The following is a 19,000-nucleotide window of genomic DNA, read 5'->3' on the forward strand; positions in this document are numbered from 1 at the left end:
GCCATCTACTTCAGGAGTTCGTTCGACATGCTGCATCTGTCCCGCCTTACCTCGCTGGCCCTGACGATCGCCCTGGTGATCGGCGCGCCTCTGGCGTTTGCCGCTCAACCAGCCCCGGCGGTCGCGCCTGCGGGCACTGCTGCGACCACCAAGGCGCCTTTGCCTCTGGAAGAGTTGCGCACCTTTGCCGAGGTCATGGACCGGATCAAGGCGGCCTATGTCGAACCTGTCGACGACAAGACCCTGCTGGAAAACGCCATCAAGGGCATGCTCAGCAACCTCGACCCCCACTCCGCATACCTCGGCCCGGAAGACTTCGCTGAATTGCAGGAAAGCACCAGCGGCGAATTTGGCGGCCTGGGCATTGAAGTCGGCGCCGAAGACGGTTTTATCAAGGTGGTTTCGCCGATCGATGACACCCCTGCCTCCAAGGCTGGCATTCAGGCCGGCGACTTCATCGTGAAAATCAACGGCCAGCCGACCCGCGGCCAGAGCATGACCGAAGCCGTGGATAAGATGCGCGGCAAGATCGGCCAGAAGATCACCTTGACCCTGGTGCGCGACGGCGGCACTCCGTTCGACGTAACCCTGTCCCGCGCCATCATCCAGGTCAAGAGCGTCAAGGCACAGCTGCTGGAGTCGGGTTATGGCTACATCCGCATTACGCAGTTCCAGGTCAAGACCGGCGACGAAGTCTCCAAGGCCCTGGCCAAGCTGCGCAAGGACAACGGCAAGAAACTCAAAGGCGTCATCCTCGACTTGCGCAACAACCCGGGTGGCGTGCTGCAGTCCGCAGTGGAAGTGGTCGACCACTTCATCACCAAAGGGCTGATCGTCTACACCAAGGGCCGCATCGCCAACTCCGAACTGCGCTTCTCGGCCACTGGCAAGGATGAAAGCGAAGCCGTGCCAATGGTCGTGCTGATCAACGGCGGCAGCGCCTCGGCCTCGGAAATTGTCGCCGGCGCCCTGCAGGATCAGAAGCGCGCGGTAGTGATGGGCACCACCAGTTTCGGCAAAGGCTCGGTGCAAACCGTGCTGCCGCTGAACAACGACCGCGCCCTGAAGATCACCACGGCGCTGTACTACACGCCGAACGGCCGCTCGATCCAGGCTCAGGGCATCGTCCCGGACATCGAAGTGCGCAAGGCGAAAATCACCAACGAGCAGGACGGCGACTACTTCAAGGAAGCCGACCTGCAGGGTCACCTGGGCAACGGCAATGGTGGCGAAGACAAGCCGACCGGCTCCGGCGGCAAAGCCAAGGCGATGCCACAGGATGATGATTACCAATTGGCCCAGGCGCTGAGCTTGCTCAAAGGGTTGAGCATCACCTCTGGCCGCTGAGATGCGCCTTGAACTGATTGCCCTGCTGTGCTGCCTGATGGGTGTCGCCCACGCGACGCCCGTCACGACCCCTGCGCCAAAAGCCTACCTGAGCCTGATCATCGACGACCTGGGGCAAAACCTGCCCCGGGATCGCCGCGTGCTGGCCCTGCCCGGCCCCGTGACTGCGGCAATCATGCCCGACACGCCCCACGCTACCGAATTTGCCCGTGAGGCCCACCGCGCCGGCAAGATAGTGATCCTGCACATGCCCATGGACCCGGCCACGGGTCCTTTCGCCTGGCACCCTGAATTACCCGTCGAAGAGCTTGAGAAACGCCTGAATGCCGCGCTCAAAATGGTGCCTTATACCGCCGGCATCAATAACCATATGGGCAGTCGAATGACGGCACAGCCAGTCGCCATGGCCTGGTTGATGGCGGACTTGCAACGCCGCCACAAATTCTTCGTCGATAGCCGCACCAGCGCTCAGACAGTGGCCGCGCAACAGGCGCAAAAGGCTGCCGTGGCGAGCGTCTCCCGGGATGTATTCCTGGATGACGAGCGCACTGAAGAAGCGATCTTTGCGCAGTTGCAGGCGGCTATCAGCCTGGCTCGCAAACAGGGTTCAGCCGTGATGATCGGGCATCCTTACCCGCAGACATTGGCTGTGCTGGAGCGTGAACTGCCCAAGCTCAAGGCTCAGGGAATCGAGTGGATTGATATCAGGCAAATGATCAGCGTGCGCGGCAATCGCGCCACTGTCGCTCATGGCAAAGACGGTGTTTACAGGTAATACCCTGGTCGATAGATAGTTACCGCCAAGTACCCTTCTCCATTCCGGATAGTTAGGTCTGCAACAGGCCACGCCTCTTGTATCGCACTCATAACTATCTGGATTTAATATGAACTCCCAAGACAATCTCACACTGGGCGCCAGACGAATCGACCCCATCCAGCACGACAATCTACTCATTAACTTTACGACCGAGTTTCGCCGTATCTGGGACAGTAATGACTCAAGCGCGAAGCCTGCAAGCTTTTGGCGCCCGACGCCTACGCCCGATTTACTTCCGGGTTACTTCCCTTTAGGTGACGTCATCGCCGCAGGACACGAAAACATCAACGAAAAGCGCATGGTGATGGTCGTCTGCGAGGGGGAAATATCGAATAACGAAACTAACAACGGACCCGCTTTGCGCGCGCCCATCGACTTTGAACTGGTCTGGAGCGATTCCGGTTCCACAGCGAAGGCAGGCTGCACCATATGGCGCCCCATCCCTCCCAGCGGCTATGTGGCGCTGGGGCAGTTATGCTCCAACGGTCGCGACATGCCTTTGGCAAGCGACATCCGTTGCGTGCGAGCTGACCTGGTAATCCCCTCATACATTGGCGATCCGATCTGGAACGACAAGGGCAGTAGGGCCCGACTCGCATTCAGCGCGTGGAATTGCTTTCCACCAACTGCAATGGCCGGGGAAATCAATTGCATTCCAGGCACCTTCATTGGCGTGAGCACTTACAACAAGCCGGAAACACATATCAATGCGTATTCATTACGAGTACCCATTCCGCTTGCGATCAAACCACCGCCCGCACTTCCAGAACTCTCGGGTTACGACCAGCCCTCTCTTTTGGAACCGAGCAGGATCACTCAAACAGCCAAGCTCCCCTGGTTCGTCATCAGAGACCCCAACCTGAGTCCTATCGAACAGTTACGCACTTCACCGTTCTATTTCCTGGAGAGAGCAGATCAGTACATGCTTGTCGGGTATGGCAAAAACGCAAGCTCCGCGAACCAGACCTTCAGATGGACAGCACACCGTCCACAGAGCATGGCGAATCAAGATGTATTCACTCGTATCAGCTCCATTGTGATCGACGGCCAGTGGCCCAACGCGATGCCCTCTCCGTTCTCCGCAAGACTCGACAAGAACTTCGCTTTCGTTGATTCATCCAACGGTTGGGGGAAACCGGAAAACGTACAAGTGGCAACTATCGTTGCCTCGCATAAGACCGTTGCGGCTTATGAACTGCACAGCACCTACCGACTCCTGCGCGAAAACCGATCTCAAGTGCCGTGCGAGCTCTATTACGTAGACGGCAACAGCCTGCATTTGACTGAGTACCCCAGAGAACAGGGAGCTGAAGTGGCCACCCATCCTGCCCCAGTCAATGAGACGCGCAACGATGAGGGGCCCAATGCAGCTGCAGTTGAAGTGAACATCCTGCCCGCGTCGGACACCAGTCAACAATAGCTACAAATACCGCCCCATGATCTCTTCAACCATTCCGTCCTTGCGCATCTGATCCAGCGCCGCCTGCAGTTTGGCGACGGTTGCGTCCGGCACCTCCCTGTTCAGCGCCAGGTACAACTCGGCGCTGTTGAAGCGCAGTACGGTCTTGAGCCCGCTAACCCCGTCCTGGCGCGCCAGATAGCGCCCGGCCGGGTCTCCGGTGGCCCACAGGTCGATCTGGCCGTTGACCAGCTTCTTCGCATTATCCTGGTCACGCAGCACCACAATTGGTTTCAGACCTTGCTTGGTGAGCGTCTCGGCGATCGCATCGCCCTTGTATGCACCGATCCGATATTTGCGCGCCTGTTCCAGGGTATCCAGGCTGATTTTGCTGTCAGCCTTGGCCAACAAGATCCAGTCGTCCGGACCGATCGGCCCAACCCACTTGAAGAGATTTTCGCGATCAGGCAAGCGCGCCATCACAAATACGCCGTAGCCGGGTTTTTCGAGGGCGAGTTTATATACACGCTCCCAAGGGAATCGCAGCGTCAGGCTGTAGGTGATCTCGGCACGCTTGAACATCTCGCGAACAATGTCGGTGGCGATGCCATTGATGTTTTCGTCCTGAGCAAAATTTTTGCCGTTCTTCGCCATATTGTAAGGCGGGAAATTTTCGGTCAGCAGCACCATGTCGGTAGCAGGACTGGGTGCAGCCTGTACACCATTGAGGAGCAAGAGCGAAGCGCTGGCGAGGGCAATAAGCAAACGTCTGATCATGTCGGTTTACCGAAATCCATGGCGTGACAAAGAGTGCCTTGGCCTAGACAGACTGTCTACTGGCCTTTTGCTAACAATGCCCAGCACGTCCTTGCTACCCGCCAAATACATAGTTACCACCAGCTACTCGCGCACCACTGATTAATTGGCGATGACCGGCAACGGTATTCAATCACCAGAATCAGAGATGCTTTTCAATGAACTCGACCCGCGTACTTCTGGCCAGCGCGCTGTGCACGCTGAGTGCAGCCACCCTTGCAAACAGCAGCGACTTTGGCGAGGGACTGCAGAATTTTGCGCCCTCCCAAGTCCTGGACAACACCGATGGCGCCCGTGATCACTGGCAAGGAATCGGGCGCCTGACGATAGAGCAAAACAACTGTACCGCGACCCTCCTGGATACGCGCGATGGGCTGGAGCTTCTCGCTGCTCCCGCCTACGTCCTGACTGCGGGCCACTGCCTTGGATTGACCAACGGCAACATCGTGACTGACAGCCCTATCAGCGGCACTGTCACATTCAACTACTTCACCGACAGCTCCGGGTTCAAGAGCTACCCGTTGAAGACGACGACATGGCGCAGCATACAAGGCGTGGATCTGGCCATAGTGGAACTGGATGTCAGCCTTGAGAAACTGATCGAAGACGGTGTGCAGCCACTGAGGCTGGCGCGGGAAACTCCTGCAGAGGGCATCGACGCCCTGATCGTCGGCGCACCAACAAACTTTGAACAGAGCACATTGCGCATGTCGGCCTGCACCCTGCAACCTTCGCAGGAAATCATTGAAGGCCCCTGGGTTTGGCGCAACACCTTCATGACGCGCTGCCAGGACGTACGAGGTGGCGGATCTGGAAGCCCACTACTGGACCGCTCTTCCAACGAGATCATAGGTGTGATCGGGACAGGGAATTTTGACGCGAGCATTATTCCCTGCCGCGACAATGCGCCCTGCACCCCAGTGGAGGGTGTTTATCAGGCAGTACCGGGGAATGTGTATGGCAACCCTACGGCTTTTCTCAACGGATGTTTCGCGCAAGGACGAATAGCACAAAAACCGCCGTCCTCTTGTCAGCTCTACCCGGCATTCACCGTCGACACGGGCGTAACGAGTCTGGAAAGCTACCAAAGGGTAAAACAGCTGGGGGACGGATCACTGGTGACGCCTACCTGGAATTATCGGTTCTCGATCAGTACCGACTTCTTCCGGCATAAAACCGTGCGAACAGCGATGGAGTGTGAGAGCCCTCATCACTACAGCGATGCTGCAGACTCCAAGGATGCCTTCATCAATTCCGAAATCGGAAGCGAGCCAGGGTTTTACTTCCTGTGCATCCTCGGCGTTGACTCCGCGCAGCAGGAACCCGATTCAGGACTCATGAAAAACGCACTGTCCCTGCCGGTCGAAATACTCGATAACAAACCAACCACACCGCCCTACCTGTCGATAGCCACCGAGGTCTGGGTGAGTCTGGCGAAAGCGGAAGAGCCACACAGGACCTACTCGATCAAATACGGTCCCGTGGCAACGACTGACTGCGGCCAACCCGATAAATACAGGAACAACGTGGAGATGGACTTTTTCATTCCAGGACACGATCTTCCGGGCAAGCTCTGCTCCATCGCCTACGACAAGTCGGGGCAGGCGTCAGCGCCCCGGGTCGATTTACTGGATACCGCGACAGGTAAACTCGAGGAAGCCCCGCCCAAACCTGAAGCTGCCGACTGACAGTGGCCGGGAGTTGCTCCCGAGCCGCAGTCCATCAGCGCATCACAATGCCACGGTGAGCCATATAGGCTTTGGCTTCCTGCACGGTGTATTCACCGAAGTGGAAAATACTAGCTGCCAACACCGCACTGGCGTGACCTTCGATGATGCCATCGGCCAAATGCTGCAGGTTGCCAACTCCGCCGGAAGCAATCACCGGAATTCCCAGTGCATCGCTGATCGCGCGGGTCACGCCCAGGTCGAAGCCGTTCTTCATGCCGTCCTGATCCATGCTGGTCAGGAGGATTTCGCCGGCCCCGAGGCCTTCCATTTTCTTCGCCCACTCGACGGCGTCGAGGCCGGTAGGTTTGCGCCCACCGTGGGTGAAGATTTCCCAGCGCGGAGTTTCGCCCGGGCCGGAGACTTTTTTCGCGTCGATGGCAACAACGATGCACTGCGAGCCGAAATGCTGCGCCGCTTCGCCAACGAATTCCGGATTGAACACGGCTGCAGTGTTGATCGAAACCTTGTCCGCACCGGCATTGAGCAAGTTGCGGATGTCCTGCACGGTACGCACGCCGCCGCCCACGGTCAGCGGGATGAACACCTGGCTGGCCATGCGCTCGACGGTATGCAGCGTGGTGTCGCGTCCATCGACGCTGGCGGTGATGTCGAGAAAGGTAATCTCGTCGGCACCCTGCTCGTCGTAACGACGGGCAATTTCCACCGGGTCACCGGCATCGCGGATGTTCTCGAACTTCACACCTTTGACGACCCGGCCGTTGTCCACGTCCAGGCAGGGGATGATGCGTTTGGCCAGCGCCATGGTCAGTCCTCAGCCTTTGTACGAATCGCAGAAAGCTTGCGCTTCAGCGACGTCGAGGGTGCCTTCGTAGATCGCCCGGCCCGTGATCGCGCCGATGATGCCCGGTGCCTTGGCGTCGAGCAGCGACTTGATGTCACCCAGGTTGTGAATGCCGCCGGAAGCGATAACCGGAATACGCGTGGCAGCTGCCAGCGCAGCGGTGTAAGACACGTTGCAACCCTGCATCATGCCGTCTTTGGCGATGTCGGTATAAACGATCGCAGACACGCCGTCGGCTTCGAACTGCTTGGCCAGGTCGATCACCTGAATGGTGCTGATTTCAGCCCAGCCATCGGTGGCGACAAAACCGTCCTTGGCGTCGAGACCAACAATCACTTTGCCCGGGAACGCGCGGCAGGCTTCAGCCACGAATGCCGGATCCTTCACGGCCTTGGTGCCTATGATCACGTAGCTCACGCCCGCTTTCACGTAGTGCTCGATGGTTTCCAGCGAGCGGATACCACCGCCGATCTGGATCGGCAGGTTCGGGTAGCGCTTGGCGATGGCGGTGACCACTTCGCCGTTGACCGGCTGGCCTTCAAAAGCGCCGTTCAGGTCGACCAGATGCAGACGACGGCAACCGCCCTCCACCCACTTGGCAGCCATGCTCACCGGGTCATCGGAGAACACCGTGGAATCTTCCATGCGGCCCTGGCGCAGACGAACACAGGCACCGTCTTTAAGATCGATAGCGGGAATAATCAGCATCTGGCAAACCTTCAAATTCGATTGTTCAGCTTCGCTCGAAAATCAGTTTTTCTCGAGCGCCCACAAGTCGCTTTCGATGCTCTCGAACCTTTCTTTAAGGTGCGTCTGCACATCGAAAATCGCCCTGTTGTAATAGTGCGGAGCAATTTCGCGGGTAAACAGCTCAAGGATTTCGGCCGCTTCGAACGAACCCAGGTCCAGTTCGAAGCGATCTTCCATAAAGCGTTTGATCTTCTGGTTGGCCTCGTTCTCCTGTTCAGGAGTGAGGGTCAGGATCGGTGGCTTCTTCTTGACGGCCATTTACCAGCGACCATCCCACGCGGCGAAGTTCTGCAGCAATTGCAGGCCATGGGTATGGCTCTTTTCCGGGTGGAACTGCACGGCGAAACGCGAGCCATCGGCCAGCGCCGCGGCGAAATCGACACCGTAGTGACCGCCACCCACCACCTGGCGCGCATTGGCGGCCGCGATGTAGTAGCTGTGCACGAAGTAGAACCGCGCCAGGTCCGGTATGTCGTGCCACAGCGGGTGATTCACCGTCTGCTTCACTTCGTTCCAGCCCATGTGCGGGACTTTCAGGTGTTCGCCGTCTTCATGCAGGTCTTTGCCGAAGAACTTCACCGCACCAGGAAACAGGCCGATGCAGTCAACTCCGTCGTTCTCTTCACTGCTGTCGAGCAAGGCTTGCATGCCGACGCAGATGCCGAGGAACGGACGATCCTGGCTGACTTCACGTACCAGTGAATCGAAACCCAGGCGCCGGATCTCCGCCATGCAGTCGCGAATCGCGCCGACGCCGGGGAATACCACCCGGTCGGCTTCGCGAATCACACTGGCATCGCTGGTGATCAGGACCTTGCCGGCACCGACGTGCTCGAGGGCCTTGGCCACCGAGTGCAGGTTGCCCATGCCGTAATCGATAACCGCAACCGTCTGCATTACAGAACGCCCTTGGTCGATGGCATTTGCCCGGCCATGCGGTCGTCCAGCTCTACTGCCATGCGCAACGCGCGGCCGAAAGCCTTGAACACGGTTTCGATCTGGTGGTGGGTGTTGGTGCCACGCAGGTTGTCGATGTGCAGGCTGACGAGTGCGTGGTTGACGAAGCCCTGGAAGAATTCCTGGAACAGGTCAACATCGAAACCGCCGACTGTGGCGCGGGTGTAAGGAACATGCATCTGCAGGCCAGGACGGCCGGAGAAATCGATGACCACCCGCGACAGTGCTTCATCCAGCGGGACATAGGCGTGGCCGTAACGACGGATGCCTTTTTTGTCACCGATGGCTTTGGCGAAAGCCTGACCCAGGGTGATGCCAACGTCCTCCACAGTGTGGTGGTCGTCGATATGCAGGTCGCCCTTGCTGACGATATCCAGGTCGATCAGCCCGTGACGGGCGATCTGGTCCAGCATGTGCTCAAGAAAAGGTACACCGATATCAAATCGGGCCTTTCCGGTGCCATCCAGGTTGATCGAGGCTTTAATCTGGGTTTCCAGAGTGTCGCGCTCGACTGACGCCATACGTTCGGCCATCACCAGCTCCGCAAATCATTGGGCGAAAAAGGCAACCATTATAGGGGCGCGGGCGGGAAACAGAAACATGGGAGGTGATATCGCTGACGGAGTGAATTCGGGGGTGTGGCGGGTAGACATGTCCATACAAGCCATTTGCGCCACGCATAGATCGAATGTAGGAGTGAGCCTGCTCGCGATAGGGCCATTACATTCAACACTTCTGTCGACTGATGGACCGTGATCGCGAGCAGGCTCACTCCTACAGGGTGTGGCGTTGAAGCTTAACGAAACAGAACCGCCGTCTTCTGCAAGGTCACCCAGACCCCCCACGCCAACGGAATTCCCACTACCAGCCAGGCAGCAATCGCCAATGGCTTGGTACCCGGGTCAGCTTTCCACTCCAGCACGGTCGTGCTGTCAGCGCCTTTGTCATGACCCAGCGCCTGTTCGGCAGCCAGTTCGGCGTCGGTCATGAAGTACTTGTCAGCCACCGGACGCACCAGCAGATTGCACAGGAAGCCCAGCACCAGCAGGCCTGCCAGGATGTACAGGGTGATGTCATACGCTGCCGCGCGCTCTACGCCGATGCTCAGCTGATACTCACGCAGGTAGTTCACCAGCACGGGTCCCAACACGCCTGCCGCCGCCCATGCAGTCAGCAGGCGACCGTGGATCGCTCCGACCATCTGGGTGCCGAACAGGTCGGCCAGGTAAGCCGGCACAGTCGCAAAGCCACCGCCGTACATCGACAAAATGATGCAAAACGCCGCCACGAACAGCGCAATGTTGCCCAGGTGGCCCAGGTTAGGAATCAGCGCGTACAGCGCGAAACCCAAGGCGAAAAACACGAAATAGGTGTTTTTGCGACCCAGGTAGTCCGAGAACGAAGCCCAGAAGAACCGGCCACCGATGTTAAACAGGCTCAGCAAACCGGTGAAACCCGCAGCAATCGCAGCGATGGAAGCCAGTTGTGCGGCGTCCAGCTGGCCGAATGGCAGATCGACTCCGATCAATTTGCCGCCAAACACTTCCTGCAACAGCGGCGAAGCCATGCCCAGGATGCCGATGCCGGCAGAAACGTTCAGGCACAGAACCAGCCACACCAGACGGAACTGCGGAGTTTTCCACGCGACATTCACGTGCACGTGGCGATGGGTGATCATCGCATTAGCCGCTTTCTTCGCCGGAGCAGTCCAACCTTCAGGCTTCCAGCCTGTTGGCGGAACACGGTAGGACAGTGCGCCACCGATCATGAACACGAAATAGATCGCCGCCATGACCAGAAAGCTCTGCCACACGCCGACGCTGGTCGGCGTTGCAAAATGACTCATCAAGGCTGCAGCGAGTGGAGCACCGACCATCGCGCCACCACCAAAGCCCATGATCGCCATGCCGGTCGCCATGCCGCGCTTGTCCGGGAACCACTTGATCAGGGTCGAGACCGGCGAAATGTAGCCAAGGCCCAGGCCGATACCGCCAATGACTCCGGAGCCCACCCACATCAGCCAGATCTGGTGGGTATAGATTCCCAGCGCCGATATCAGCAGGCCACCGCACCAGCACAATGCCGACACTACGCCAGCCTTGCGCGGCCCGGCGTGTTCCAGCCAGCCACCCCAGATTGCTGCCGAGCAACCAAGGAAGATGAAGAACAGGGTGTAGATCCAGCCGAGCATCGAGATCGGCCAGTCGCACTGGGACGAGAAGATTTGCGAGATAAAGCTCATGTCAGGCGCACAGGCCACCGGCGCGGTCACACCCAGCGCCTTGGACAGTGGTAGCCAGAACACCGAAAAGCCATAGGCCATACCGATGCAAAGGTGAATCGCCAGTGCGGCGGGCGGTACCAGCCAGCGGTTGAAACCGGGCTTGGCGATGATGCGCTCCTTGGACAGGAACGCAGGCTGGCCGGCAATGCCGTCAGCCGTGATGCTCGTGGTCATTGTGTATCCCCCAATTATTAGTATTGTTCGCCAGCCACTGTTCACCCTCAGCCTTTATGCACGCAGGCATGACTGTCTTGTCAGGTGAAGCTCCATTTTGATGCGACATAAAGCCGCAGAAGGACGGGCGTACCAACAGAGGTTACCATTTGCGCGTGACAGAAAAATCAATCTGATATCACCTTTCGCAAGTCATCTGATCTCTTTTCCCGATGGAGCCGCCATGCCGATCGTTGTCGAGTCGCTGAAAGAAGCCACGTACCAGGATCAGCAAGACCTGCAGAAAATTTATCGGGATGCACCGCAGTGGCTGTTCACTCCTTTCGGATCGGATCTGCAGTTGATCGAAGCCTGCCTGGGCGATGGCTCGCTGATCGCCGGACGCTTCAATGACCGACTGCTAGGGGCGGCTCGCCTGCAAAGGCACCAGGGCGTGTGGCACTTGTCCCAATTGTGCGTGCGCAAAATCACTCGTCGACGCGGCGTGGCCGAACGGTTGGTGGACGAGGCGCAAAAAATGGCCAGCGATGCCGGTGCAACCTTGCGCCTGCTGGCCCCCGCCGGCCATCTTGAAGCCCAGGCACTGGCTGCCAAGCTGAAATTGTCGCTGGATGAACTGACAACGTGATCGCCGACCGATCACTGTCCCCGGGGCGCTATACTCCCCGGCTGAATTTCGAATTTGACTAACTACAAGGACTCGCCCATGAAAGCGTTCGGCAAAATCCTGGGTCTGGTGCTTCTCGGGCTATTGCTGATCATTGTGGCCCTGGGTTTTGCCCTGACCCACCTCTTTGATCCCAATGACTACAAAGACGAGATTCGCCAGATTGCCCGTGACAAGGCCCACATCGAGCTGACGCTCAATGGCGATATCGGTTGGAGCCTGTTCCCGTGGCTCGGCCTGGAATTGCACGAAGCCAGTGTCGCGACCCTGGCCAAACCCACCGAACCCTTCGCCGACCTGCAGATGCTTGGCTTGTCCGTTCGCGTGCTGCCGCTGCTGCGCCGCGAAGTGCAGATGAGCGACGTGCGGGTCGAAGGCCTGAACCTGCGCCTGAACCGCGACAAGGACGGCCACGGTAATTGGGAAGATATCGGCAAGGTCCCTGCCTCGCCGACCACTGCGGCTGCCACCCCCGGCGAACCTGCCGGCGAGACCACGGCCCAGGTGGAAAAACCGGCCCAGCCCATCCGTCTGGACATCGACAGCCTGACCGTCAATAACGCTCGGGTTGAATATAGCGACGAGAAGACCGGCAAGCAGTTCAGCGCCGAAAGCATCCAGCTCAGTACCGGCGCGGTGCATGACTCGACCAATATTCCGGTCAAACTCACAGCGTTCCTCGGCACCAATCAGCCAGTACTACGGGTTCGTACCGAATTGAACGGCGAGCTGCGCTTCGAACGCGCCCTGCAGCGCTACAAGTTCGAAGACATGAAGCTTACCGGCGAGGTCGCCGGCGATCCGCTGCAAGGCAAGACCATGACCTTCGCCGCCCAGGGCCAGCTGCTGCTGGATAAAGCGGCGAACGTCGCCGAATGGACCGGCATCAAGGTTTCTGCCAACCAGCTTCGTGCACTCGGTGAGCTGAAGGTCAACGACCTCGACAAAACGCCGCAGATCAACGGCGCGCTGTCGATCGCCCAGTTCGACCTGGCGAAGTTCATCGACAGCATCGGCCAGACTCTGCCAGCAATGGCCGAAGGCAGCCTGAGCAAAGTCGAACTGGTCAGCCGCATCGCCGGCACACCCACCAGCGTGTCCTTTGACAATATCAACCTGAAAGTCGATGACAGCAGTTTCAGCGGCCGCATCGCTGTCGAGGACTTCGCCAAGCAATCGCTGCGTGCAGTGCTCAAGGCTGACTCCTTCAACGTCGACCGTTACCTGAAACCAAAATCTGCCGAAGCCAACAGCACTACTCAAGTGCGCCAAGCCGAAGTGGCCAACACCGAAGCCAGTGCCATGGCCGGCGCCGGCAGCACACCTCTGCCGGATGCACCGACCAAGACCGCCTGGAGCAATGATCGGCTGCTGCCGGTCGAGCGCCTGAGCAGACTTGATATCGACGCCGACCTGACCTTCGGCCAGCTCACCCTCGACAAGCTGCCAATCCGCAACGCGGCACTCAAGGCTAACGGCCAGAATGGCCTGCTGACCCTGGAAAACCTGCGCGGCGAGCTGTACGAAGGCAACTTCGAAGCCAAGGGCTCCCTCGACGTACGTCAGCAGGTGCCGGCGCTGAATATGCAGACGCAGATCAGCAAGGTACCGGTCGAGAAAATCCTCGAAAGCCAGGGCAAGAACCCGCCAATCAAGGGTCTGGTCACCCTCAACAGCAACCTGACGGGCAGCGGTAACAGTCAGAAAGCGCTGATCGACACGCTGAACGGCAACGCCAGTTTTGTCATCAACAATGGCGTGCTGCTCAATGCCAACCTCGAACAGCAGCTGTGCAAAGGTATCGCCACGCTCAACCGCAAAACCCTCAGCGGCGAGCCACGGGGCAAGGACACGCCATTCCAGGAGCTCAAGGGCAACCTGACCTTCCGTAACGGCGTCGCCAGCAATCCCGACCTGAAAGTGCGCATTCCGGGCATGACCGTCAATGGTGACGGTGACGTCGACCTGAGAGTGCTGGGCATGGACTACCGGGTTGGCATCATCGTCGAAGGCGACAAGAGCGACATGCCTGACCCGGCCTGCCAGGTCGGCGAGAAGTTCGTCGGCATCGAGTGGCCCTTGCGTTGCCGCGGCCCGCTGGAGCTGGGCGCCAAAGCCTGTCGCCTCGATAACGAGCGCATGGGCCAGGTCGCCAGCCGCCTCGCGGGTGACAAGATCAGCGAAAAAATCGACGAAAAACTTGGCGACAAAGTCAGTCCTGAACTGAAAAACGCACTGAAGGGGCTGTTCAAGCGATGAGATCCGAGCAGTTTTCGGCGGCAGTACTGGACTGGTATGACCGCCACGGCCGCCACGATTTGCCCTGGCAGCAGGGCATCACGCCATATCGGGTGTGGGTCTCGGAGATCATGCTGCAGCAGACCCAGGTCAGCACCGTGCTGAACTACTTCGACCGCTTCATGGCTTCATTGCCAACGGTCGAAGCCCTGGCTGCCGCGCCGGAAGACGAAGTGCTGCACCTGTGGACCGGCCTGGGTTACTACACCAGGGCGCGCAACCTGCAGAAAACCGCGAAGATTATCGTGGCCGAGTACGCCGGCGAATTTCCGCGCGACGTGGAGAAACTCGTCGACTTGCCGGGCATCGGCCTGTCTACCGCCGGCGCTATCGCCAGCCTGAGCATGGGCCTGCGCGCGCCGATCCTCGATGGCAACGTCAAACGTGTGCTGGCGCGCTTTACGGCCCAGGAGGGATATCCGGGCGAGCCGAAGGTGGCCAAACAGCTGTGGGCCAACGCAGAGCGCTTCACGCCCCACGACCGGGTCAACGCCTATACCCAGGCCATGATGGACCTCGGCGCCACGCTTTGTACCCGCAGCAAGCCAAGTTGCCTGCTGTGCCCCCTGGAAAAGGGTTGTGAAGCGCACATGCTTGGCCTGGAAACCCGCTACCCGATCCCCAAGCCGCGCAAAGCCGTGCCACAGAAGCGTACGCTGATGCCGATGCTGGCCAATGGTGAAGGCGCGATCCTGCTTTACCGTCGCCCTTCCACGGGCTTGTGGGGCGGTTTGTGGAGCCTGCCAGAGCTCGATGACCTGGACGACCTGCAACACCTGGCGACTCAACACTCCCTGGAACTGGGTCAGCAACAAGCCCTGCCGAACCTGGTACACACCTTCAGTCACTTCCAGTTATCCATCGAACCCTGGCTGGTCCAGGTCCAGGAGGCAGGCCATCACGTGGCCGAGGCCGACTGGCTCTGGTATAACCTCGCCACCCCGCCGCGCCTGGGCCTTGCCGCCCCGGTCAAAACCTTGCTCGAGCGCGCGGCTGCCGTATTGAACGCAGGAGAGTCGTCATGACCCGCACCATCATGTGCCGCAAGTACAAAGAAGAATTGCCTGCCCTGGAGCGCGCTCCGTTCCCAGGCGCCAAAGGCCAGGATATTTTTGACCACGTCTCGGCCAAGGCCTGGGCCGACTGGCAGAAACACCAGACCCTGCTCATCAACGAAAAACGCCTGAACATGATGAACGCCGAAGACCGCAAATATCTTCAGGGCGAAATGGACAAGTACTTCTCCGGCGAGGAATACGCCAAGGCTGACGGCTACGTTCCGCCGGCTGAATAATCCCGATTTCCCGGGGGTTGGATCGTAAGCGACGGTAATAATTAAATTTTTTTTGAAAACTTGCTTGACGACCCCCTGAAAAACCAGTTTAATGCGCCCCGTTGCCCAGATAGCTCAGTCGGTAGAGCAGGGGATTGAAAATCCCCGTGTCGGCGGTTCGATTCCGTCTCTGGGCACCAAATACCGAAAACCCTGAATCGCAAGATTCAGGGTTTTTTTATGCCTGGGATTTGACCGGGCACAGCCATCGTGAAATTTCCTACACACACCAGGGCCTTTTCCCTCCACTCCTAGTCACGTATTCAGACGCGCTTTAGGGACGCGTCTTATAGTTTGGGCTCTCCTTACAAAGCGAAACTATTGCAGCAGCAAATCTGCCTGCATTTAACGTTTCAAAATAAGGGAACCATTCTTGAATACGATCGTGAAGTTCATCGCCTTGTCGACCCTCATCGCTACCGCTACCGGCTGCGTCAGCTACAATCAAAGCCAACCTTCCTCGCCAATCGACAGCACCGTCAAGGCTGACCTGAAGGCCGACATCGCCGTTGGCGACGCCATCTCCGGCCAGTCCTCGGTCAACGTCCTGTTTGGCTTCCTGAAGTTTGGTGGCGACTCGCAGTTTGCCGACGGCGTCGCCTACGGCGGCCAAAGCGGCGGCTTGAGCGGCCTGGGCCTGGACCCGGTCAGCGCGGTAAAATCCGCCGCTGCCTACAAGGCTGTGAAATCCTCGGGAGCCGATCTGATCGTTGCCCCTCGCTATGAAGTGAACGAAGAAAACTACTTCATTTTCAAAAAGGTTTCCGTAACGGTCAAAGGCAACAAGGGCAACATCCGCAGCATCCGCTAAGTCATTCCCCAGGTGATTCTTCAGCAAACCAGCCATCGCGCCAGGGCAAACCTATAATCCTGGCGCGTTGTGGCCGCAAACAGCTTTGAACTCGCTGATTGCGGCCTTGCCCACTCACATCCGGCTATTCACTGCCGCTCCAGCTGAACACCAGATTACGCGCGCCAGCACTGCCCACATCCGTGGTATTGCGCCGCTCATCGCCATTTCTAGTCGCGATGACCGTGTATTTGCCCGGCGGTAGCTGTACGTACACCAGCGGTCCGGCTTGCTTGAGCGTCAACACTGTCTGCCCCCCGCCGTCCTGGATAACCACATCGACGTCTGGAACGAACTTGCCCTGCGCGCCAACGGAAAAAGTCATGTGCAGGTTGTACCCCGTCGCCTGCTGAATGGCTTTCGCTTCATCCTCGCCAATGCCACCGGACAGATAGGCAATGCCGTTTTGCTGTTCGCGCTGGATCTGCACGCCTGTCTTGTCGACCGGCTCAGTGCTGGCGGACTGCGCCATGAGCGGAAATGCCAGCAAAGCGACTGCGGCGAAGGGAAGCAGGAATGCGGATTTCATGGGTAACTCCCGGTTTCGGTAGAAGCCTGTAGGCATTGGATGTGCAGGCGAGGACTCAAGTTCTAGACCGATTAGTCCTTGGGCTCACTGCGAATTGGCCTACAGGCTGCTTGGAGAACCGTGCGGGGTTGTGGGAGCGTTCCTGCAGAACCCGGATAGATTGTCCAACTGCCGCCCAAAGACTATCGTTGGCAGCTACCCGCAATGGTCAGACGCCGATGAATCTGCAGGACGTGCCTTCACTGGCCCCCAGTCAAATCCAGTCGCCGCTACCCGCCTCCGGCGAACCGTTCAACGAGACCGCTGCAGACGGCTTCACCCTCGGCGGCTTCACCTGGCGCCACTCGGTCCGTGACAGCGCGCGCCCGGTGATAATCATCAACGCCGCCACGTCCGTGCGCTGCCGCCACTACTCGCGGTTTGCCGACTATCTGCACGCCCATGGCTTCGACGTCATCTCCTACGACTACCGCGGCATAGGAGAGTCGCGTCCCGCTTCGCTGAAAGGTCTGAGGGCTTCATGGTCCGACTGGGGCGCCCTGGACTTCGAGGCGATGCTCAAGCGCGCCCAGCGCGAATTCCCAGGCCAGCCCATCGATGTGGTGGCGCATAGCTTTGGAGGCTGTGCAGCAGGCCTGGGAGCCTCGGGGAAGGCGATTCGACGACTGGTGACGGTTGGCGCGCAATTCGCCTACTGGCGCGATTATGCGCCCGCCCATCGCTGGCGCATGTTCGCCAAGTGGCACTTGGTGATGCCGTTGCTGACGCTGATCTGCGGCTACTTCCCCGGCAAGCGCCTGGGCTGGCTGGAAGACACCCCGGCTGGCGTCGTCCGTGACTGGAGCACACCCACCGCGCGGTACGAAAAGCGCCCGAGCGGCCGGGACCTGCACGTCAAAACCTTTGCAGCAGTCAAGGCGCAAGTCCTGGCCATCAGCATCAGCGACGACCCCTATGGCACAATCCCGGCCATAGAACGCCTGCTCGACTACTTCACCCACAGCCGCAAAACCCACTTGCGCATCGCCCCTGAAGACATCGGCCAAGCAGAAGTCGGACATTTCGCCTTTTTTCGTAGCGCATACCAAGCCACACTATGGCCCATTGCATTGTCCTGGCTGCAAAGCGGCGAACTGGCCCCCGGCACCCCGGGACGGCTAGTGCCACGCAACTGACTGATGCGCCCACTCAACGAAATACGGAACGACGCCCCATGGCCTCCGCCAACAAGCAGCAAAAACGCGCCACCCGCGCCAAAGCCAAGGCCAAGCAGAACCGCACCCAACGGGCGGCTGCACCGGTCGAGCTAGACCCGAACGACGATCGCATCGATTTTGAATCGGTGGACCTGACCGAACTGTTCAAGGAAATGCTCGACGCGCAGAAAATCAGCCAGCAAGCGATGTGCACAGCGTTCCTCGAGCACCCGCTGCTCGCACTGGTGCTGGAGCAGGAAGGCGAGGAAATTGCCACGGACTTCATCATCGGCGCGCTGATCGAGTACCGCCAGTGGTCCACCGAAACCGACGAAGCCGGCGCGCTGGCGTGGATCGAATCCCCCGCCTTCCAGGTGGACTACTTGGCCGCCTCCGAAGCCATCGCCGCCCGAAACCCACAGAAACCGAACTGAGTTCCCATGGCCTCCCTGAACAAGCAGCAGAAACGCGCCAAGCGCGCAAAAATCAAAGCCAAGCAGATCAACATTCACGGGCGCAAACCTGCCGCACTGGACGATGACCTGGGCGATCCAGGCGAGCCGATCCCGGAACACACCCTGGCAATGTTCAGCAAGATGCACGAAGCCGAAGCGGTCAGCCGCAACGACATGCTGCAGGTACTGCTGTCTGAGCTCGCGGTTATCATCTCGGAGCATCCCGACCTGCTGGACATGGAAAACGCCGACAACGAAGACATGGCCGCCACTCACCTGGCCGCCGACATGTTGATCGACTACCGCATGTGGGCAGAAGGCGTCGACCGCGAAAGCGCCCAAGCCTGGCTGACCGAGCCACAGTTCATCACCGACTTCGGCAATGCGCTGGACCAATACCGCCAGGCGCTGGATGCAGAGGAAGAAAAGGGCGAGTAACACTCTGCCCCATGAAACAAAAAACGGCCGCCTGTCATCTCTGACAGCGGCCGTTTTGTTGAAGATCCCATTTATCCGTTTCACCCTTCTCCGCAATCTCAGTTACGTATATCCCGTTGACATATCCCGACAAGAATCTATCCTTGGGTTGTCAAAGA

General features: G+C 58.9%; 20 protein-coding genes and 1 tRNA gene. 13 read left to right on the forward strand and 8 right to left on the reverse strand.

Annotation, left to right across the window (positions count from 1 at the left end; translation table 11 throughout):
• Positions 1-27: 27 nt before the first annotated feature.
• The 3 genes from ORL50_RS06685 to ORL50_RS06695 all read left to right on the forward strand — a co-directional run bounded on the left by ORL50_RS06685 (position 28) and on the right by ORL50_RS06695 (position 3,584).
• A complete protein-coding gene (locus tag ORL50_RS06685) occupies positions 28-1,347 on the forward strand; it encodes a S41 family peptidase (RefSeq protein WP_266011357.1) in 1,320 nt (439 codons plus the stop codon).
• 1 nt (position 1,348) lies between these two features.
• The gene (locus tag ORL50_RS06690; protein WP_266011359.1) at positions 1,349-2,122 is read left to right on the forward strand and encodes a divergent polysaccharide deacetylase family protein; all 774 of its coding nucleotides are present in this window, start codon (positions 1,349-1,351) and stop codon (positions 2,120-2,122) included.
• 109 nt (positions 2,123-2,231) lie between these two features.
• The gene (locus tag ORL50_RS06695) at positions 2,232-3,584 is read left to right on the forward strand and encodes a Vps62-related protein (RefSeq protein ID WP_266011361.1); all 1,353 of its coding nucleotides are present in this window, start codon (positions 2,232-2,234) and stop codon (positions 3,582-3,584) included.
• Here ORL50_RS06695 and ORL50_RS06700 read toward each other — a convergent pair whose 3' ends face one another.
• On the reverse strand, positions 3,585-4,340 hold the full coding sequence (locus ORL50_RS06700) for a substrate-binding periplasmic protein (protein WP_266011363.1): 756 nt from the start codon (positions 4,338-4,340) through the stop codon (positions 3,585-3,587).
• Between the two features lie 197 nt (positions 4,341-4,537).
• Here ORL50_RS06700 and ORL50_RS06705 point away from each other — a divergent pair, with 197 nt between their 5' ends.
• The gene (locus ORL50_RS06705) at positions 4,538-6,067 is read left to right on the forward strand and encodes a trypsin-like serine peptidase (RefSeq protein ID WP_266011365.1); all 1,530 of its coding nucleotides are present in this window, start codon (positions 4,538-4,540) and stop codon (positions 6,065-6,067) included.
• A 34-nt stretch (positions 6,068-6,101) separates the two neighbouring features.
• On the opposite strand, the gene hisF is transcribed toward ORL50_RS06705, so the two are convergent.
• From hisF to ORL50_RS06735, 6 genes are all read right to left on the reverse strand, one after another.
• Positions 6,102-6,872: an imidazole glycerol phosphate synthase subunit HisF gene (hisF, locus tag ORL50_RS06710; RefSeq protein WP_007972752.1), complete on the reverse strand. Its 771-nt coding sequence runs from the start codon at positions 6,870-6,872 to the stop codon at positions 6,102-6,104.
• A 9-nt stretch (positions 6,873-6,881) separates the two neighbouring features.
• Complete coding sequence (gene hisA, locus ORL50_RS06715) at positions 6,882-7,619, reverse strand: 1-(5-phosphoribosyl)-5-[(5-phosphoribosylamino)methylideneamino]imidazole-4-carboxamide isomerase (protein WP_201199840.1); 738 nt, start codon at positions 7,617-7,619, stop codon at positions 6,882-6,884.
• A 42-nt stretch (positions 7,620-7,661) separates the two neighbouring features.
• On the reverse strand, positions 7,662-7,919 hold the full coding sequence (locus ORL50_RS06720; protein WP_050682512.1) for a DUF2164 domain-containing protein: 258 nt from the start codon (positions 7,917-7,919) through the stop codon (positions 7,662-7,664).
• Positions 7,920-8,558: an imidazole glycerol phosphate synthase subunit HisH gene (hisH, locus tag ORL50_RS06725; RefSeq protein ID WP_266011385.1), complete on the reverse strand. Its 639-nt coding sequence runs from the start codon at positions 8,556-8,558 to the stop codon at positions 7,920-7,922.
• Entirely contained in the window at positions 8,558-9,151 is a 594-nt protein-coding gene (hisB, locus tag ORL50_RS06730; protein WP_007897437.1) for an imidazoleglycerol-phosphate dehydratase HisB, read from the reverse strand. The genes hisH and hisB overlap by 1 nt, the downstream gene beginning before the upstream one ends.
• 263 nt (positions 9,152-9,414) lie before the next feature.
• Positions 9,415-11,076, reverse strand: a complete 1,662-nt coding sequence (locus ORL50_RS06735; protein WP_266011391.1) for an OFA family MFS transporter — start codon at positions 11,074-11,076, stop codon at positions 9,415-9,417.
• A 223-nt stretch (positions 11,077-11,299) separates the two neighbouring features.
• On the opposite strand from ORL50_RS06735, the gene ORL50_RS06740 reads away from it, so the two are divergent.
• The 6 genes from ORL50_RS06740 to ORL50_RS06765 all read left to right on the forward strand — a co-directional run bounded on the left by ORL50_RS06740 (position 11,300) and on the right by ORL50_RS06765 (position 16,185).
• Entirely contained in the window at positions 11,300-11,704 is a 405-nt protein-coding gene (locus ORL50_RS06740) for an acetyl-CoA sensor PanZ family protein (protein WP_266011393.1), read from the forward strand.
• A 78-nt stretch (positions 11,705-11,782) separates the two neighbouring features.
• A complete protein-coding gene (locus ORL50_RS06745) occupies positions 11,783-14,002 on the forward strand; it encodes an AsmA family protein (RefSeq protein ID WP_266011395.1) in 2,220 nt (739 codons plus the stop codon).
• The gene (mutY, locus tag ORL50_RS06750) at positions 13,999-15,066 is read left to right on the forward strand and encodes an A/G-specific adenine glycosylase (RefSeq protein WP_266011397.1); all 1,068 of its coding nucleotides are present in this window, start codon (positions 13,999-14,001) and stop codon (positions 15,064-15,066) included. Before ORL50_RS06745 ends, mutY begins: the two co-directional genes overlap by 4 nt.
• Positions 15,063-15,335 carry an oxidative damage protection protein gene (locus ORL50_RS06755; protein WP_010464608.1) on the forward strand — a complete coding sequence of 91 codons (273 nt, stop codon included), beginning with the start codon at positions 15,063-15,065 and terminating at the stop codon, positions 15,333-15,335. The genes mutY and ORL50_RS06755 overlap by 4 nt, the downstream gene beginning before the upstream one ends.
• Before the next feature lie 103 nt (positions 15,336-15,438).
• Positions 15,439-15,514 (forward strand) — tRNA-Phe (locus tag ORL50_RS06760).
• Positions 15,515-15,747: 233 nt separating this feature from the next.
• Positions 15,748-16,185: a hypothetical protein gene (locus ORL50_RS06765; protein WP_416236006.1), complete on the forward strand. Its 438-nt coding sequence runs from the start codon at positions 15,748-15,750 to the stop codon at positions 16,183-16,185.
• 124 nt (positions 16,186-16,309) lie between these two features.
• Here ORL50_RS06765 and ORL50_RS06770 read toward each other — a convergent pair whose 3' ends face one another.
• Positions 16,310-16,753, reverse strand: a complete 444-nt coding sequence (locus tag ORL50_RS06770; RefSeq protein ID WP_266011401.1) for a carboxypeptidase regulatory-like domain-containing protein — start codon at positions 16,751-16,753, stop codon at positions 16,310-16,312.
• 218 nt (positions 16,754-16,971) lie between these two features.
• Between ORL50_RS06770 and ORL50_RS06775 the strand changes: the two genes are divergently transcribed.
• From ORL50_RS06775 to ORL50_RS06785, 3 genes are read left to right on the forward strand one after another with little or no spacing between them, the layout of a single operon-like run.
• Positions 16,972-17,928 carry an alpha/beta hydrolase family protein gene (locus ORL50_RS06775; RefSeq protein ID WP_266011471.1) on the forward strand — a complete coding sequence of 319 codons (957 nt, stop codon included), beginning with the start codon at positions 16,972-16,974 and terminating at the stop codon, positions 17,926-17,928.
• A gap of 38 nt (positions 17,929-17,966) precedes the next feature.
• Positions 17,967-18,383, forward strand: coding sequence for a hypothetical protein (locus ORL50_RS06780; RefSeq protein ID WP_266011403.1), 417 nt, complete (start codon positions 17,967-17,969; stop codon positions 18,381-18,383).
• 6 nt (positions 18,384-18,389) lie between these two features.
• Positions 18,390-18,842 carry a hypothetical protein gene (locus ORL50_RS06785; protein WP_266011404.1) on the forward strand — a complete coding sequence of 151 codons (453 nt, stop codon included), beginning with the start codon at positions 18,390-18,392 and terminating at the stop codon, positions 18,840-18,842.
• Positions 18,843-19,000 lie beyond the last annotated feature (158 nt).

Origin of the sequence: Pseudomonas sp. RIT-562, assembly GCF_026241895.1 — a bacterium.
In the GTDB taxonomy this organism is placed as follows: Bacteria; Pseudomonadota; Gammaproteobacteria; order Pseudomonadales; family Pseudomonadaceae; genus Aquipseudomonas; species Aquipseudomonas mandelii_F.